This is a genomic window from Arthrobacter sp. U41 (assembly GCF_001750145.1).
In the GTDB taxonomy this organism is placed as follows: Bacteria; Actinomycetota; Actinomycetes; order Actinomycetales; family Micrococcaceae; genus Arthrobacter.
Genome location: NZ_CP015733.1, coordinates 121742 through 139536, shown reverse-complemented (window position 1 = coordinate 139536; position 17795 = coordinate 121742). Strand labels below are relative to the sequence as shown.

The 17795-nt window shown below is 63.3% G+C and carries 13 protein-coding genes and 2 pseudogenes; 9 read left to right on the top strand and 6 right to left on the bottom strand.

All coding sequences use genetic code 11. The features are described 5' to 3' along the window. Nucleotides 1–35 precede the first annotated feature (35 nt). The 8 genes and pseudogenes from ASPU41_RS20555 to ASPU41_RS20525 all read left to right on the top strand — a co-directional run bounded on the left by ASPU41_RS20555 (nucleotide 36) and on the right by ASPU41_RS20525 (nucleotide 9844). A pseudogene (locus ASPU41_RS20555) lies at nucleotides 36–1506 on the top strand (chromosome partitioning protein ParA). Between the two features lie 174 nt (nucleotides 1507–1680). Continuing rightward, nucleotides 1681–2079: a DUF6668 family protein gene (locus ASPU41_RS23900; RefSeq protein ID WP_331712782.1), complete on the top strand. Its 399-nt coding sequence runs from the start codon at nucleotides 1681–1683 to the stop codon at nucleotides 2077–2079. A gap of 126 nt (nucleotides 2080–2205) precedes the next feature. Next, a complete protein-coding gene (locus ASPU41_RS20550; protein WP_231941555.1) occupies nucleotides 2206–2421 on the top strand; it encodes a hypothetical protein in 216 nt (71 codons plus the stop codon). 1325 nt (nucleotides 2422–3746) lie between these two features. Then, nucleotides 3747–4526: a hypothetical protein gene (locus ASPU41_RS23610; RefSeq protein WP_231941554.1), complete on the top strand. Its 780-nt coding sequence runs from the start codon at nucleotides 3747–3749 to the stop codon at nucleotides 4524–4526. Further along, nucleotides 4513–6020: pseudogene (locus ASPU41_RS20540) on the top strand (SCO6880 family protein). The gene ASPU41_RS23610 and the pseudogene ASPU41_RS20540 overlap by 14 nt, the downstream one beginning before the upstream one ends. Nucleotides 6021–6156: 136 nt before the next feature. Further along, a complete protein-coding gene (locus ASPU41_RS20535; protein ID WP_069952931.1) occupies nucleotides 6157–7617 on the top strand; it encodes an ATP/GTP-binding protein in 1461 nt (486 codons plus the stop codon). Beyond that, nucleotides 7614–9386: a type IV secretory system conjugative DNA transfer family protein gene (locus ASPU41_RS20530; RefSeq protein ID WP_083266740.1), complete on the top strand. Its 1773-nt coding sequence runs from the start codon at nucleotides 7614–7616 to the stop codon at nucleotides 9384–9386. The genes ASPU41_RS20535 and ASPU41_RS20530 overlap by 4 nt, the downstream gene beginning before the upstream one ends. Before the next feature lie 14 nt (nucleotides 9387–9400). Continuing rightward, nucleotides 9401–9844, top strand: a complete 444-nt coding sequence (locus ASPU41_RS20525; protein WP_069952930.1) for a DUF4913 domain-containing protein — start codon at nucleotides 9401–9403, stop codon at nucleotides 9842–9844. 274 nt (nucleotides 9845–10118) lie between these two features. On the opposite strand, the gene ASPU41_RS20520 is transcribed toward ASPU41_RS20525, so the two are convergent. The 6 genes from ASPU41_RS20520 to ASPU41_RS20495 all read right to left on the bottom strand — a co-directional run bounded on the left by ASPU41_RS20520 (nucleotide 10119) and on the right by ASPU41_RS20495 (nucleotide 16810). After that, nucleotides 10119–10898, bottom strand: coding sequence for a 3-oxoacyl-ACP reductase (locus ASPU41_RS20520; protein ID WP_069952929.1), 780 nt, complete (start codon nucleotides 10896–10898; stop codon nucleotides 10119–10121). A 33-nt stretch (nucleotides 10899–10931) separates the two neighbouring features. After that, complete coding sequence (locus ASPU41_RS20515; protein ID WP_069952928.1) at nucleotides 10932–12302, bottom strand: aldehyde dehydrogenase family protein; 1371 nt, start codon at nucleotides 12300–12302, stop codon at nucleotides 10932–10934. Next, nucleotides 12299–13057: a gamma-glutamyl-gamma-aminobutyrate hydrolase family protein gene (locus tag ASPU41_RS20510; RefSeq protein WP_069952927.1), complete on the bottom strand. Its 759-nt coding sequence runs from the start codon at nucleotides 13055–13057 to the stop codon at nucleotides 12299–12301. The genes ASPU41_RS20515 and ASPU41_RS20510 overlap by 4 nt, the downstream gene beginning before the upstream one ends. Beyond that, entirely contained in the window at nucleotides 13038–14420 is a 1383-nt protein-coding gene (locus tag ASPU41_RS20505) for a glutamine synthetase family protein (RefSeq protein ID WP_069952926.1), read from the bottom strand. The genes ASPU41_RS20510 and ASPU41_RS20505 overlap by 20 nt, the downstream gene beginning before the upstream one ends. A gap of 149 nt (nucleotides 14421–14569) precedes the next feature. Beyond that, nucleotides 14570–15370: an inositol monophosphatase family protein gene (locus ASPU41_RS20500; protein ID WP_069952925.1), complete on the bottom strand. Its 801-nt coding sequence runs from the start codon at nucleotides 15368–15370 to the stop codon at nucleotides 14570–14572. Between the two features lie 36 nt (nucleotides 15371–15406). Next, nucleotides 15407–16810, bottom strand: a complete 1404-nt coding sequence (locus tag ASPU41_RS20495) for an amidase family protein (protein ID WP_069952924.1) — start codon at nucleotides 16808–16810, stop codon at nucleotides 15407–15409. Nucleotides 16811–16972: 162 nt separating this feature from the next. On the opposite strand from ASPU41_RS20495, the gene ASPU41_RS20490 reads away from it, so the two are divergent. Beyond that, on the top strand, nucleotides 16973–17785 hold the full coding sequence (locus ASPU41_RS20490; protein WP_083266739.1) for a GntR family transcriptional regulator: 813 nt from the start codon (nucleotides 16973–16975) through the stop codon (nucleotides 17783–17785). Nucleotides 17786–17795: the final 10 nt, after the last annotated feature.

Sequence of the window (17795 nt, the reverse complement as noted above, 5' to 3'; positions counted from 1 at the left end):
GCACCCTCCATCTCACACACGTAAGGAAGAAGCTCATGGGTACTACACCAACCGAGGTCATGGCCTTTCCCAACATCCGGGCCATCGTCCGCGACAATGGCACCGCCGAGGTCGTCGTCGCGGGCAACTCCCGCGTCGTCCGGCCGGAGACTCCGTGCAGGAACTGCGCAACAACGCCCTGGCCCTCATCGTGGGCGAGGCACAGACCCTCCAGCGCCCCGTGCGGGTCCAGATCGAGGACCCCGAAGGACACGGTGAACTCATCGTCCACCCGGATAACAAGATCGAATCCGTCTCCTACGACCCCCGGCAGACCCGCCGCCGGGCAGAAGCCCCCGAAACAACACCCCAGACAGTCGCCCCGGCGATCATTGAGACCGCCCCGCGCCGGAGCCCGTGGCCACTCCAACGGAGTCCGCGCCAGTTCCTGCCCCTGCAGCACCGGTGGACGTCCAGCCCTGGCCACCCGCCTCCGTCGCAGCCGATACCGTTCCGGTGCCGGCCACCCCGGAACCGCAGACGGCCGCCGCCGCTACTAAGGAAGCGGCGCCGACGCGGCGCAGCCTGAAGGAAACCTCGTTCCTGGTCAGCGCCCCGGTGCTGGAACCTGCCACCCGGGGCTGGCGCGGAACACTCACGCGCCTGGGACTCCGGATGGACCCCTCCGAGGAAGAACTCACCGAACGGGAGGACATCCGCACGGTCAGCCAGCACTGGCCCGGCCCCCGCACGATTGCGGTGGTCAACCGCAAGGGCGGGGCGAACAAGACCCCCACCGTGGTGATGCTCTCGGCGATCCTCGCCCGCTACAGCGGCGCGGCCACGGTCGCGTGGGACAACAACGAATCCCAGGGCACCCTCGGGTGGCGGACCGAAAAGGGCTCCCACAACCGGAGTGTCCTGGACCTGATCGACGCCTCCACCGAACTGCTCTCCCCGTCAACGAACGCTGCTGAAATCGCCAAGTTCGTCCACCACCAGACCGCCGATAAGTTCGATGTCCTGCGCTCGGATGAAAACGAGGAAGGCGACCACGAAGTCACCGCCGAGGAAGTCGACATCGCCCACCAGGTGCTCACCCGCTACTACCGGCTCGTGGTCATGGATCCGGCAACACCGCCCGGGCAGCAAACTGGCGGCGGATGATCGACCACACCAACCAGCTCGTCGTCCCCGTGACCGCCATCGAGGACCGCGCCGAAGCCGCCCGACTGACGCTGCAGACCCTGGAATCCCGTGGTGGCCACGACGCGGAGCTGGCCCGCACGCCGTCGTCATCGTCTCTGAGTCCACCGACGCCAAGCGCAGCATGAGCGGGGATGCCCTGAAGCGGGCCAAGGACGAGGCCCAGCGGATCGCTGACGGCTTCGCCCGTTCGTCCGGGCGGTCGTCCGGATTCCTTACGACCCTGCCCTGGTCAACGGACCCATCCGCTATGAAGCCCTCCAGCCCGCCACCCAGCGGGCATGGCTGGCAGCCGCGGCCGCCGTTGCCGCCGGCTTCTAACCACCCACCAACGGACTTCGAGAGGAGGAACGATGCAGCAGTCCCTGAACCCTGGATCACCCGCCCGGCCACCGCCGACGGCGCGGAGACGGCAACGCCGGAGGCGCACGTGCCGTCGGCGGCCGTGATCAGTACGCCCCTGCGCGGAATGGTCGAACCCGACGCGGCAGACCGTTGGCCAGCCGGACCGTCTCCGGATCTGCAGCGCTGTGGATCACCGGTGCTCATGGAGGGTCCGGTGAAAGCCGCATCGCTGATCTGATCGTCGGGGCACGGGTCACCGGTCAGTGCTGGCCCGTTCTCCAGGACGGCAGCAAGCCCCGGGTGCTACTGGTCTGCCGCGCAGACATGCGCGGTCTGACAGCTGCACAAAACGCCCTGACGCAGTGGGCATCAGGCGCGGCGCCCGCGGTTGATCTGCTCGGCCTCGCCATTCTGGCGGACGCACCGGGAAGACTCCCAAGGCACTTCGTGATTTCGCTGTCATCGTCGGCGGGGGAGCCCCCCGCTTCTGGACCCTGCCCTGGGTCGAAGCCTGGCGACACGGGAACTCCACAACCCGCCCGGCCGTGATTCCAACGATTCGTCACTGACTTAGCCGTCCTGGCTGCCACCACCTCACCCAGCACCACGAACTGAAAGGTCTCTCCATGAACTCCTTCTCCGCATTGCAGCAGCGTCATCCCAACCCCACCCCGGTTGTCCCGGCAGGCAGGTGGCCTTCTCACGATCCTGAACTGGGCCTCCGGCATCGGCCTGGTCCTCGGTGTCCTGGGCGTCATCATCGTCGGCATCGGCATGGTCATCCAGCTCCAGCGCGGCGAGGGAGCCCAGGCCATCGGCAAGCTCGGCTGGGTCCTGATGGGCTGCATCATCATCACCGGCGCCGCCGGCATCGTCCGCGCCTTCGTCTAACCAGCACCAACAACGGGAGGTTCACCATGAGCCAGTCAACAGAGAGCACCACCGAAGCAATCCGTTCACCAAACCCGGTTTCATCATTGCTGCCGCGCTGGTGGTCGCGCTGATTGCAGCAGCCGTCGTCATTTTCCTGCTCCCCAAAGGACAGGGCACCGCCCAGCCAGCGCCGGGACAGCAGCATCCGACAACCCGGCTACGGCCAGCCCAGCGCCACGACAGGTGCAGGCAAAAGCGTCTGCGGACTGCCTGGGAGCCAAGAAATTGCACTTGGAGCAGCACCGAAATCCAATGGGACTTGGTCGGAACATGGCCGTTCCCAGCGATCCATCAACGGCCGGCCCTGGCACTGTGGAAAGGACGGTTGAGGTCGTGCTTTGCTCAATCCCCCACCGGCGCCCTGTACGCAACGGCAAATATCTGGCAGCGTCGTTAACGGCTATGCAAAACAGGTTTACCTGGAGCTTGCAGCTGATAGCCCTACGCGGGACAAGGCGGTACAGGCCATAAAGGAAGGGAAAGACGTCGGCGGTGCAACCTCACCGAAGGTTCAGATCGCCGGCTTCATCATTCATTCGTACACGCCTGGAACGGCCGTCGTGGAGCTGGCCATCAGAGCGCCGACGGAGGATACGGTGCTTTTCAACGTCGCTGCTTTGGGAGGACGGCGACTGGAAACTGGATATGCCGGCCGCTGGCGGAGGCGCAGTGCGCCAGATCAGTGACCTGAGTTCATTCATCCCTGGGCCGGCGTCTGACATGGCAGATAAGGCATGTGAAGTCTGGGATGGGCCTGCTGGCCGCAGCAGGTGCAGCAATATCGCGGCGGGAATTGCAGACGACGCCATCATAATCTTGCCAAGGCCATCATGGAGGGCATGAGCCAGATGGTGACGACTCTGTCGACTTTTGGGTGTCCATGCCCACGGTGAACCTGGCCAGCTCCGACGGGTGTAACGCCGAGTCCCATCGTCTCCATGGTGAACAGCGAATTGATGTCTGGACTCTGACGCTGGCTGTTCTCGCGGTCATTCTCGGTGGCATCCGAATGATCTGGGAACAGCGCGGGGCACCACTGAAGGATCTGCTCCGGTCCCTCATCACGCTGGCTTTAGTCTCGGGCTTGGTCTGGGGGTCATCTCCATTCTGGTGATCGCCGCGGATGCTTTCTCGGCAGCCATCATCGACCGATCCACGGACGGTAAGGGCTTTGCCGAGTCGATGAGCCTCCTGGTCGTGTCCGGCCAGGCAGGGGTCGGTGTGTTCATCCTCATTGTTCTGGGATTGATCGGTCTGATTGCCTCCTCGTCCAGGTCGTTTTGATGGTGGTCCGCAGCGGCATGTTGGTGATCATGGCGGGCATCCTGCCCACCACCGCGGCCTTCACCAACACTGAGATGGGGAGGCAGTGGTTCCAGAAAGCAGTTGGCTGGACTATCGCGTTCATCCTCTACAAACCTGCGGCAGCCATCGTTTACTCGGTCGCATTCCTCCTCATGGGTAACAACAGTGGGAAGGATTCATTGATCACTTCCATCACGGGCTTCACGTTGATGATCGTCGCGCTGTTCGCTTTGCCGGCGTTGATGCGTTTTGTGACGCCGATGGTCGGGGCCGTCGCTTCCGGTGGGGGAGCGGGAGCCGGAGCCGCCGTTGGGGCCATGGCAACCGGCGCCGTATCCATGGGCCGCAGCGGGAGCGGTAAGGGCAATGCCGCCCCGACACCGGCCAGTACGCAAAGCAACCAGTCAGGCGCATCTCCGAAGGGCAGCAATGGAACGCCTGGCCCGAAGGGAAATGGCGGCCAGCCGACGCCCGGGGCTACCGGTCCGGGCGGGGCCACCAGCTTCATGGCCGGCGCAGCAGGCACTACCGGCGCCGGGGCAGGAGCTGCTGCTGGTGGCGGTGCCGCGGCAGGAGCTGCTGCTGGTGGCGGTGCCGCGGCGGGTGCGGCGGGTGCGGCGAAGGCCGCCGGCCCGGCTGGCATGGCTGTCGCCGTAGGTGCACAAGCAGCGTCCAGGGTTTCTCAGGCCGCACAACAGACCGCGCAGGATTCAACCGGCCAATCAGAAACAGTGGAGGGCCCCAGTGGCAGCAATTAATACCGAATACAAGGAACCGTCCTACGGCAACTGGCGCGTCCCGCGCTCTGCCGGTCTGGGTAACCTCGGAGCTATCGGCACCGGCATTGTCATGGCCGGGCTGCTGGCCGGCATCATCAGCTTCGCCATCGCAGGCCTGTTCCCGGGCCTTGCTGTCCTGGCCGTGGCCGGGGCCAGCGCCTTGTTGCTGACGGTCAAGGACAAGCACGGCCAGTCCGTTGTTGACCGTTTCGGGACACGGATGAGCTTCCGTCTCTCCAAGTCCTCCGGAACGAATCTCTACCGTTCCGGCCCCCTGGGTGTGACGCAGTGGGGCATGTACCAGCTGCCCGGCCTTGCCGCGAAGTCCACCCTGTACGAGTTCACCGACTCCTACAAGCGCCCGTTCGCGCTGCTGCATGTGCCTTCCACCAGCCACTACACCGTGATTTTCTCCACCGAACCCGACGGTGCGTCCCTGGTGGACCCGGAGCAGGTCGATGCGTGGGTCGCGAACTGGGGCGGCTGGCTCGCCGGCCTCGGGGACGAAGCGGGCCTGGACGCCGCCGCCGTAACGGTCGAGACCGCACCGGATTCCGGCTACCGGCTCCGCAATGAGGTCACCATGAACATCGACCCGAACGCCCCGGATTTTGCCAGGAACGTGCTCAACGAGGTCATCGACACGTATCCGGAAGGTTCGGCCACGGTCCGGGCCTGGGTGTCCCTGTCCTTCAACGCCTCCCTGCGGGCCGGATCGAAGAAGCGCACACCCGCAGATGTGGCCCGGGACCTCGCGTCCCGGATCCCCGGGCTGTCGGCACGGTTGCAGTCCACCGGCGCCGGGATCGCCCGGCCGATGTCCGCGCAGGAACTCTGCGAGGTCGTCCGGATCGCCTACGATCCGCCCGCTGCCCTGATCATTGATCAAGCGCATGCCGCCGGCTCCCCGGTGTCCCTGACCTGGGGCGAAGTTGGACCCTCCGCGACGCAGGCGTCCTGGGATGACTACCGGCACGACAGCGCGTTCTCAGTTTCATGGACCATGACAGGGGCCCCGCGCGGTTCGGTGAACTCCTCGGTCCTGTCCCGGCTGCTGGCCCCGCACGGGGACATTGACCGTAAGCGGATCTCGCTGCTGTACCGCCCGATGGATTCGGCCCGTGCCGCGGCCGTGGTGGAGCGGGATCAGAACAACGCCAACGTCCGCATCACCTCCGGGAACCGGCCCTCCGCCCGGCCCTGGTTGATGCCCGCTCCGCTGTGCAGACGGCGCAGGAAGAAGCTCAGGGCGCCGGGTTGGTGAACTTCGGCATGGTCGTCACGGCCACCGTGACCGATAAGGACCGTCTCGCCGATGCCGTGGCCGCCGTGGAACAGACCTCCGGCACCGCCCGGGTGCTGCTGCGCCGGGCCTACGGCACCCAGGACACCGCGTTCGCCGCGTCCCTGCCGCTTGGTCTGGTCCTTCCCAAGCACAGCCTCCTGCCCTCCGAAATCAAGGACGCCCTGTAATGGCCCTTCGAGACTTTTGACGTCAATGACTGCAAAGACAGTAAAACCAGCAAAAGCTACTCCCGAGGACACGGTTCGGAAGGAACCACGCCAGCCCGGGCCATCTGCCCGGGGCTGGACCGGACGCGGCGGCGGCATGGCCCAGCTCGTCCCGTCCGTGAAGGAATACCGGGGAACCACGGTCCAGGTCTGCGGGCTGTGGCCGTTTTCCTCCGGGGCATCCTCGCCCATGATCGGCGTCCCGCTCGGACGCCATGAGGAGACTCAGGCCACGGTCTGCTGCGACCCGATCAGCTGGTTCCAACGGGCACGCCTGATTTCCAACCCGTCCGCGTTCATCCTGGGCAAGCCGGGGCTGGGAAAGTCCACCGTGGTACGCCGGATGTTCATCGGGCTCTCCGCACAGGGCGTCCACCCACTGATCCTGGGGGACCTCAAAGGCGAGCACGTCAAAGCGGTCCAGGCACTCGGCGGCCAGGTCATCAAGCTCGGCCGCGGCGTCGGCTACCTGAACATCCTCGATCCCGGCCAGGCCGTCGAAGCGGCGCAGTTGCTCGAGGACAGCGGCCACCATGAGGACGCCGCCCGGGTCCGCGCCGACGCTCACGGCCGGCGGCTGACCATGGTGGTCTCCCTGATTACCATCAGCCGGAACAACCCGCCCGCCGATCAGGAACAAACCATCCTGGACCGTGCCTTACGGGTCCTCGATGACCGGTTCGACGGTGTTCCTGTCCTGAAAGACCTATTGGACGTGATCATTTCCGCACCCGATGAACTGCGGCAGGTCGCCCTGGACCGCGGCGACATGAACGTCTACCTGCAGGAAACCCGGGCACTGGAAGCAACCCTGCTGGGCTTGACCGGAGGCGGGAAGCTCGGAGAAATCTTCTCCCGGCACACCACCAACCCCATGATGCGCGACCGCGCCGTGGTCTTCGATGTCTCCAGCATTGACGAGACCGAAACCGACCTCCAAGCTGCAATTCTCCTCGCGTGCTGGTCCTACGGATTCGGCACCGTCAACGTCGCCCACGCCCTCGCCGACGCCGGGCTGGAACCGCGCCGGAACTACTTCGTGGTCCTGGACGAACTCTGGCGGGCACTGCGCGCCGGCAAAGGCATGGTGGACCGGGTAGACGCCCTGACCCGTTTGAACCGCTCCGTCGGCGTAGGACAGATCATGATTTCCCACACCATGTCCGACCTGCTGGCACTGCCGGCGGAAGAGGACCGGATGAAAGCCCGCGGCTTCGTGGAACGCTCCGGCATGGTGATCTGCGGCGGCCTCCCGGCCTCGGAAATGCCGCTCCTGACCTCAGCCATTCCACTGTCCCGGCAGGAACAGCAGAAGCTCATCTCCTGGCAGGACCCGCCCGCCTGGGACTCACGCGGGCTCGACGTCGAACCTCCGGGCCGGGGGAAGTTCCTGATCAAGGTCGGCGGCCGTCCCGGCATCCCCGTCCTGGTGGGACTGACATCTTTGGAGCAAGGCCCGGACGGGGTCAACGACACCGAGGGGAAATGGAGAGAGATCCCGGAAACCCTCCTCGAGCCAATGACCCCTGACGTACCCCTTGAGGGAGGCACGCTGTGAGCGCACCGAACCGCAAAGGAATGGGCCTCGGGGATGCCCTGCTGGTCTGGATGGCCATCGGCTTCATCGTCGTCTTCGGCGGCGGGACCTACGCCGCCGCCCACCTGGGATCCTGGATGGCCGGCATCGACTCACCCCCCAAACATCCCATCGACCTGGTCGCCGGGCTGGTCAAGGGCCGCGTGCCGTGGCCTGTCCAGTCCACCGTCGCGGCCGCCCTCATGGCCGGCGTTGTCCTGGTTCTGGCCATCGTCGTGCTCGTGGCCTGGAGGAAGGGTGCGTCCAAGCGTGCCCGCGTCGACAAGGCCGCCCGGTACCTGGGTCGAGGGAAGTCCTTGGCTGCGTTCTCCGAGAAGGGCGCGAAAGCGACGGCGGATCGGCTGGGAGTGACAGGAACGCCGGGCATCGTGGTGGGCAAGGTCGTCTCCACCGGCCAGACGTTCATTCAGTCCTGGGAAGACCTCAGCCTCGATATCTGGGGTCCCCGGACCGGTAAGTCCACTTCCCGGGTGATGCCGGCGATCCTGGACGCGCCGGGTGCTGTGGTGTCGACCTCGAACAAGCGTGACGTGGTGGACGGCACCCGGGGCGTCCGCGAGGCAACGGGCCCGGTGTGGGTGTTCGATCCGCAGAAGATCGCCCAGGAGGAAGCGCAGTGGTGGTGGAACCCGCTCTCCTATGTCACGGACGAAGAGAAGGCGTACAAGCTCACGCAGCACTTTTCAGTTGGGTCCCGGGTCCCGGGGTCCAAGCCGGATGCCTACTTCGACCCCAAAGCCGAGGACATTCTCTCCTCATACTTCCTCGCGGCCGCGCTCGGTGAACTTCCCATCACGCAGGTCTACCTGTGGGTGACGGAGCAGGTGAACCGGGAGCCGATCAACATCCTGAAAGAGCATGACTACGAGCTGCAGTACAAGGGCCTGGAGTCCACGCTGGAGCTGGCCGACAAGCAGCGTGACGGTATCTTCGGCACCGCCGAGAAGATGATCCAGTGCCTCAAGAGCCGGAACACGCTGCGCTGGGTCGCCCCCACAAGCCGCGCGACGGTAGCCACGGATGCCCGCCGGCAGTTCAACCCGCACGCTTTCGCTGCCTCCCAGGAGACGATCTACATCCTCTCCAAGGAAGGGGCCGGCTCAGCTTCCCCGCTCACCACAGCGTTGACGGTGGCGATCGCTGAGGCGATGGAGGAACGGGCCGAGCGCAGCGGCGGCCGTCTGCCCAAGCCTGCGCTGTTCGCCCTCGATGAGTTGGCCAACGTCGTCCGCTGGGCAGCCCTGCCGGATCAGTTCAGCCACTACGGGTCCAAGGGCCTGATCGTCATGGGCATCCTGCAGTCCTGGTCCCAAGGTGTCGAGCTGTGGGGCGAGGCGAACATGCGGAAGATCTGGTCGGCCGCGAACGTCAAGGTCTACGGTGGCGGCGTCGCTGAAGAAGGTTTCCTTCGGGCGCTCTCGGACCTGATCGGGGACTACAGCTACACCAACGTCTCCGTCTCCTCCGGCAAGTCCGGCTCCAGCCGTTCCCGGCAGGAGGGCAAGGAACGCATCTTCGACGTCTCCAACCTCGCGGAACTGGACCGTGGCCGCGCCGTGGTCCTCGCCTCCGGCGCACCCGCCACGCTGGTCCGGACCATGCCCTGGTACACCGGCCGGCACAAAGACGCCGTGGAATCCTCCATCAAAAAGTACAGCCCCCGCCCGGAGGAACCGGAGGCCGTCCCGGTGGCCGCTGCACCGGTCGCTAATCCCTGGGTCACCGGGTAAGGAAGCAACCAGCCATGGCAGATGATTTCGGACTATTCGACACGGACACCCCCGCCCCCAACCCCGGCGCAGACGACGACGGCAACCCGGAGAAGGCTCCGGAGCTCGTCTACGGCACGGCCGAAGAGTTCCTTCACGAGCAGCTGCTGCCGACATACGTCCGCAGCGTCACCGGAAAAACCGCGAAGTGGTGCATCGAGTGGTACTTCCACCCCGAAGCCGTCTCCCGCGTCGCGGCCCTCTGGCGTTCCTGGGAGCACCTGCGCCTCGACCCGGCCACCGGCATGAGTGTCTGGTGGCGCGATCACGCAGACCACCACATGGGCGTCCTGCTGAACCCACAAGGGCCGTTCTACAACTGCGATATGAAAGAGCATCGCGACCCGGACAGCTTGGAACCGAAAAAAGCTCCCCCCGGATGGTTTCCGGACGAACGAAGGAACACCCCGACAGCATGAATGATGAATCAGTGCAGCCCAAAAGAACAGGTAGAACACGCGCTCCGCTGAGCCGCAGTCGGCGGCCGCCGTGCTTTCGGCCTTCAGGCCCTGGTCTTTGAGCCGGTTCCTGTCGTTGCCGGTGACGCGGTTCTCGATTTCGCGGCCGAGTTTTTTCCATGCGGCCGAAGAGTTCCTTCTCGGCGCGTTCGTACCGCTGCTCCACGGGCATCCGTTCGGAGCCCTCGAATCCGCCCTCTGCCAGGAGTTTGGCTTAGCCCAAGGCTGCTCTAGATCAGAGCGGGGTAACGTAGGCGCCGGAGATTCCTCCGTCCACGAGGAATGTAGATGCTGTGATGAAGGAGGAGTCGTCGCTGGCCAAGAAGGCGACAGCAGCGGCCAATTCCTCCGGTTCCGCGAAGCGCCCCAACGGGACGTGCACCAGGCGTCGGGCTGCCTTTTCGGGATCCTTGGCGAAGAGTTCTTTCAAGAGCGGAGTATTTACAGGTCCCGGGCACAGAGCGTTGATGCGGATGCCCTGACGTGCGAATTCGACGCCGAGTTCCCGGCTCATGGACAGCACGCCGCCCTTGGAGGCGCTATAGGAAATCTGTGACGTTGCCGCACCCATGACAGCGACGAAGGAAGCCGTGTTGATGATGGATCCCTTGCCTTGTTCCTGCATGAAGGGGATGGCGTATTTGCAGCAGTAGTAAACAGAGGTGAGGTTAACCTCCTGAACCCGACGCCAAGCGTCGATTCCCGTGTCCAGGATTGAGGCGTCATCGGCGGGGGAAATACCGGCGTTGTTGAAGGCGATATCCACACTGCCGTAGGTCTCCTTGGTTTCCGCGTAGAGGTTGCGCACTTCTTCCTCACTGGTCACGTCCACCTTGACGAACAGGCCACCCACCTCGGCTGCGGCGGCCATCCCGGAAGCCGGTTCGATGTCCGCGATCACAACGTTGGCGCCCTCGGCGGCCATCCGGCGCGCGGTGGCGAGGCCGATGCCGCTAGCACCGCCAGTGATGACTGCACTGCGGCCAACGAGCCGGTTGGAAACTACTGTTTGCATGGTTACTCCTCTGGAAAGTTGAGATGTGGGGAACTAGGCGTGGTCGGTAGAAATGAAGACGTTCTTGATTTCGGAGAAGGCATCGAGGGCATCGGGGCCGAGTTCGCGACCCAACCCTGATTGCTTGAAGCCGCCGAACGGTGTGGAGTACCGGACGGAGGAATGCGAGTTGACTGACAAGTTGCCGGATTCGACTCCACGGGCAACGCGCAGGGCCCGGTCCACCTTGGAAGTCCAGATAGAACCGGACAGTCCGTACTCGGTGTTGTTGGCGAGACGGATGGCGTCGTCTTCGTCATCGAACGGAACGACGGCGACTACTGGGCCGAAAATCTCGTCGGTGAACGAGGGCGCATCCAGGTCAGGCGTCAGGACGGTGGGCGGGAACCAGAAGCCCGGGCCTTTGGGTGCCTTCCCTTGAAAGGCGACCGGCGCGCCGTCGGGCACAAATGACGAAACCCTGCGGAGCTGCTGAGCTGAAATCAGGGGGCCCATGGTGGTGGCCGCATCGGCAGGGTCGCCGACACTCATGCCCAGAACCTCGGGTTCTAAGAGCTCTAGAAAGCGGTCATAGACGTTCCTCTGAACGAGGATCCGGGAGCGAGCGCAGCAGTCCTGGCCGGCGTTGTCGAAGGCGCCACTTGGGGCGGCGGCTGCCGCGAATTCAAGGTCGGCATCGTCGAAGATAATGCTGGCGCTCTTACCGCCAAGCTCCAGCGTCACCCGCTTCACCTGGTCGGCGCAGCCTGCCATGATCTGCTTGCCCACCCCGGTTGAGCCGGTGAACACCACTTTGCGGACAGCTGGGTGGGTGACAAGCCGCTGCCCCACCACCGACCCCTTACCGGGAACCACCTGGAAAACGCCCGCAGGAATTCCAGCTTCCAGGGCTAGTTCCGCCAAGCGGATGGCCGTCAGCGGAGTAACCTCAGCCGGCTTGAGTACCACTGTGTTCCCTGCCGCCAGGGCTGGTGCGAACCCCCACCCGGCAATCGGCATGGGGAAATTCCACGGGACAATCACGCCGACCACGCCGAGCGGTTCGTTGAACGTCACGTTGACGCCGCCCGCCACTGGTATTTGCCGGCCGAAGTGCCGTTCTGGGGCCGCCGAATAGTAGGTGAGGACATCGCGAACGTTGCCTGCTTCCCAGCGGGCATTTCCAATGGTGTGCCCGGCGTTGCGCACTTCCATCTGGGCTAGGTTTTCCAGATCGGCGTCAACTGCGTCGGCGAACCGGCGCAGCAATAGCGCCCGGTCAGCGGGAGCAACGGCCCGCCAGGATTCATAAGCGGCAGCGGCCCTGGCGATGGCGGCATCCGTTTCGGCCAGGCCGGCGAGCTGGACTGTCTGGAGAACTTCCTCGGTTGCCGGATTGATCACATCAAATACTGTTGTGGTCATGCTGGGGACATCGCTTTCATGGTTGCGGACTGGTTGGATCGGTAGCTGGCGGCGGCTTCTACGAAACCCCGGAACAGCCTGAGGTCGTGCGGGTTCTGTTCAGGGTGGAACTGGACTCCAAGCACCCAACCGCTTTCCGTCGTCTCCAGCGCCTGGACCAGGCCGTCTGCGGATCTGGCCGTCACTCGGAGGGCGTCAGGCACGGAGTCCATGGCCTGGTGGTGGTAGCAGGGCGATGCAGCTGATTCCCCGAGCAGGTCATGGACCAGGCTGCCGGGTGTCGTCCTGAAGACGGCCTCGCCGTAGACTCCAAGAGCCGGTTGGCAGTCGGTTTCAGGGTGGATATCCGGGATGTGCTGGATCAGGTTTCCACCCAAAACTACGTTCAGGAGCTGGGCGCCCCGGCAGATCGCGAACAGTGGAAGCCCACGGTCAAGTGCAGCGCGAATGAGGGCAGAATCGTGGCTGTCCCGCAGCGGTTGCGGCTTGGTAGTTGGGTGTGATGGCTCGCCGTAGAGGGAAGGATCGACATCGGGACCTCCTACCACGATCAGGCCGTCCATGAGGTCCAGAACGGACTCATCGGTCCCCAGCGGCGGGAGAAGGATTGGCGTCGCCCCGGAGGCGACCACGGCCTCCACGTACGTTCCCGGGAGAATTACTGCGGTCGTATTCCAGACGCCCCAGGAGGCTTCCTGCAGATAGCTGGTGAGCGCGATTCGTGGCTTATAGGTGTCAGAGACGTTCGAAGCCACGGACCCGCTCCCAGTCAGTGATGGCGCTGTCATATGCAGTGAGTTCCACCGTGGCGGCGTGGACGTAGTGATCCACCACGTCGTCACCGAACGCCTTGCGCGCAATGCTGCTCTCAGCCAACAGGTCGCGGGCGTCCCGCAGGCTAGTGGGCAGCCGCTGCGCGTCGGACTTATAGGCGTTGCCCCTGGTAACTGCGGGTAACTGCAGGTCGTTTTCAATCCCTTGAATAGCAGCTGCGATCATGGCTGCGACGGCGAGGTACGGATTGACGTCACCTCCACCCACCCGGTTTTCCGCGCGGAGTCCACGGTCGTGGCCCACCACCCGAAGCGCGCAACTGCGGTTATCGAGGCCCCAGGCGATGGCTGTGGGGGCAAAGCTGCCCTCAACGAACCTTTTGTAGGAATTGATATTGGGGGCAAAGAAATACGTCAGCTCCCGTAGTGCCGCGAGTTGGCCAGCCACGAAGCGTTCCATGACGGGGCTAAAGCCGTGTTCGCCGTCTCCGGCTAGGACAGGATTGCCGTCCAGGTCAGTGAGGCTGAAATGGATGTGGCAGGAGTTACCTTCGCGCTCGTTGAATTTGGACATGAACGTGATGCTCTTGCCATGCTGGTCTGCTATCTCCTTGGCGCCGTTCTTGTAGAACGTGTGCTTGTCGCAAGCCGCCAAGGCCTCATCGAAGCGAAACGTGATCTCCTGCTGTCCCAGGTTGCATTCGCCCTTGGACGATTCGACCACCAGTCCGGCAGCTTCCATGTTGGTGCGGATGGAACGGATAACCGGCTCCAGCCGTGCCGTTGCCAGCAGGGAGTAGTCCACGTTGTACTGCGTTGCCGGAGTAAGACCCGTGTAATTTTTCCCCCAGGCCTGGCTGTAAGAATCTTCGAACATCAGCAACTCAAGTTCAGTTCCGGCATAGGCGCGGTAGCCGAGCTTTTCGAGGCGTGCGATCTGGGCTTTGAGGATCTGGCGTGGCGACGCCGCTACCGGTGTCCGGTCGGTCCACAGCACGTCGCACTGCACAATGGCTGTGCCTTCCATCCACGGGACGCGACGCAGGGTGGATATATCCGGCAGCATCACCATGTCGCCAAAGCCGGTTTCCCAGGAGGACATGGCGTAGCCGTCCACGTTTTGCATCTCGACGTCGACGGCGAGCAGGTAGTTGCAGCCCTCGGCTCCGTGGTCCAGCACATCCTCCAGGAAGGAGCGCGCCCCGCAGCGCTTGCCCTGCAGCCGCCCCAGGGCATCGGTGATGGCGACGATGACTGTGTCGATGTCCCCGCCGGCTACGAGCTCCCGCAGTTCATCGACGGTGAGCTGCCGGTTCCGGGCAGACTCTTTGGTTTGAACGTTCATGATGCCTCCGCAATGTGGTTCTTGAATGGGGAAATGTTCGAGGCCGCGGGCTTATGACTTCAATCCGGCCTCAGCGATGGCCAGTTGGCGGGCTCTTCTTGGTTTCGTCCAGATTTGGCTGAATCGGGGGTTAGCTGTCGATATTTTGGTCAGACCGTTTCTTCCAAGAGATCCGGAAGGTACACGTGCCCGGTTCCGACGATATTTAGCAACTCTTCGTGTAGCACTCCGTTGGTCGCGATCCCGGTTCCGTGGGAAATTCCGGGCTCTCCTTCGAGGCTGGTGAAGATACCTCCGGCTTCGCGGATGATCACTGGCATGGGGGCCAGATCGTATGTCTGGACGTTGAAATCAACGATGGCCTCTGCTTGGCCGGTGGCGACCATGGCGTAACCGTAGGCATCCCCCCAGGTTCTGGGCTGGACGCCGCGGTCAATCAGGGCTTTGATGACTTTCGGGTCCCAGTCTTCGAGCCAGGTCGCCAGCACATAGGAGCCCCCCAGTCCGCTGCGCTCGGAGACTCGGGCCTTGGTGCCGTTGCTGAAGCAGCCGCGGTCTTTTTCTGCGTAGACCAGTAGCCCTGCACTGGGGGCGTTGATTGCACCGAACTGGATTTCATCGTCCCGTTCGTAGGCCATCAGGGTCGAGTACAGAGGCACACCGTGTATGAAGGACTTGGTTCCATCGATGGGGTCGATGATCCATCGTCCCCCTGACTCACCGAAGGTTTCTGGAAATTCCTCGCCCAGAATGCCGTCTTCGGGGAAAGCTTGGGCAAGCCGGCGGCGGATGAACTGCTCGATGTCCCGGTCTGCTTCAGTGACGGGGGACCCGTCGTTCTTGGATGTTACCCGGTAGCCTCCCTGTCGGTACCAGCGGTCAGCCAGTTCTCCGGCGGCTACCGATATTTCCAAGGCAGTCGCGAACTTTGTGCTCAGGCTATTTATCATGGGGATTCTCGTTCTTCCTTGCGTGGTCGGGGTCCGTTAGCTTCGTGCCTCGGAGAGGGAAATGAACGGGAAGTTCAGGTCGATCCGACGGATCTCTTCGATGATCCGGGCCATGCGCATGGTTCCTTCATCATCGAAACGGCGTCCGACGATCTGGACGCCAACGGGCAGGCCCGTGGCCGCCGCGGTCCCGCCCGGGACCACAGCCGCAGGCTGTCCTGTCTGGTTGAACCAGGCGGTAAACATGGCGTGCAGTAGTAGCGGGCCGTCGGAGCCGGGCCCCCAAGCATGAGCAGGGAAGCTATGAACGGGCATCACGGGCAGCAGAAGGTAGTCAAATTTGCGAGTTAGTTCTGTGATCCGGGCTACGGTGGCCATGATGGTGTCGTTGTCCGCGGCGTAACTGGTGGCTTTCAACGACGCTGCCGGTGCGCACCACTGCCCGACCGCAGGCAGGAGCCTGTGCCTAGCCTCCTGCTCCGCGGCCTTCATCTCGGTATAAGCCTTAACCTGCAGGACGCGGTCCAATGACTCGAATTCCAGCATTGAAACATCGAGCTCAATTGCTGTGAGGTCGAAGCCGCTCTCGCGCAAAGCGTCGGCCGTCTCATCCAGGACTCGGGAGGTGTCCTCATCCAGATCCGGGCCATATCCCATCCGCCGGACTACGGCAACACTGCGCCCTGTCGTTTCAGGCAAGTCCGTTCCGTCAGCTTGGACCATCGGCGGAAGACACCATGGATCGCTTCTGTCCGGTCCTCCGACCACCCGCAGTAGGTGACGGACGTCTGCCATGTAACGTGCCATGGGTCCGGCTGAGCGCATCATGCTGGCAGGCGCATAAGCGATGCGCCCCTGCGTTGGTTTGAGCGAGGCCAGGCCACAGTGAGCTGCGGGAAGGCGCACGGATCCTGCGATGTCGGTCCCCAGGGAGACGGCAGTTACTCCGGAGGCCAGGGAGGCGCCGGCTCCGGCGCTGGATCCGCCCGGGCTCAGATCAGGGTCCCACGGGTTTCTAATGATGCCGAACTGGGAGCTGAGCCCTGCAGCCAGCATCCCAAAGTCCGGCATTGAAGTCTTGCCGATAATCACGGCGCCTGCCTCTCGCAAGCGCTGTACAGGGGCGGAGTCGAAGGTCGAAAGGGCACCCCGGTGAACGGCGCTGCCGTGCCAGCGGGGAAGACCTTTGACGTGGAAACTGTCTTTCACGGTCACCGGTATTCCATCAAGTAGACCTTTTTCTTGGCCCATTTCGTAGCGTCTGGCGCTCTCCGCGGCTGATCTCTGAGAGCCTTCCGGGTCAATAGCCGACAGTGCCGAAAACAACTCGACGGCGGCTTCCGCCTTCAGAAGGGAAAGCTGGGTTTGCCGCAGGATCTGGGCTGGATCTTCCCTGTAAGATCGCGCGAGCTTGGCAATTTCACCCGATGTCTGTGTCATCGTGCTTCCCCGTCCGTGGAGTCGGATGTTTCATAAAGTTCTGTCCAACTAGAGACAAACTGTGATCCACACCATATTCTAAAACCCAGCTAAAACAAACCAATTGGATAGACCATAAATGGTCTATTTTGAATACCATTTAGTGATTAGGAGATCCGTTCCGTGGCGACCGTTCACGAAGTCACCGAAGGCCTGCTCAGCATGGTCGAGGAGCTCAGCGCGCGCGGGGTTCGGAAGCTGGCATCCGAGAGGGAGCTAACACTGACGTTTGATGCCTCCCGGACGACAATTCGGCGGGCCCTGGCCGAGCTTGAATCCCAAGGGCTTATTACCCGGGGACTGGGACGCAGTGGTGGATCCTTTATTGCCGGCACTGAGGGTGGTAAGGAGACCAACGGGCTTACCTCACGGATTTCGGCACCTTCCTTGGACTATCCCGAAAGAAAGGTCAGCCGCAGCCTCAATACAGTTACCGGGATTCCCCAGATGCTGCAGGAGCAAGGGTTCAAGGACGGCACGAAGGTTATTTCGGCATCCATGGACCTGGCCTCGAAAGGAATCGCAGAGGATCTTCAGATACCGGTCGGGGATCCGATCGTGACGCTGTTGAGACTGCGCTTTGCCGATGAGAAGCCGCTCTCCCTGGAACGGATGCACCTGAGCCTGGCACGTTTCCCTGATCTGCTCGAGCAGAGACTTGATGCGGTCTATGGACTGCTGGGTTCAAAGTACGGGGTCACGATCAGCCGGGCCGACGAAACCATCGAAGCGGGACCCGTACCAAGGGCTTCCGCCTATTTCCTCGACATCCCGGTTTACACCTCGGCCCTGATAGTGACCCGTATCGCCTACGACGACCAAGACCGGCCGGTGGAAACTTCGGTCGACCTGTTCAGGATGGACCGCACACGGCTGACGGTTTCCAGTCTGAATCCACGCGAACGTGGCAGCACTTCCCTGCGACAGAACTTTTAATTCCTCACTT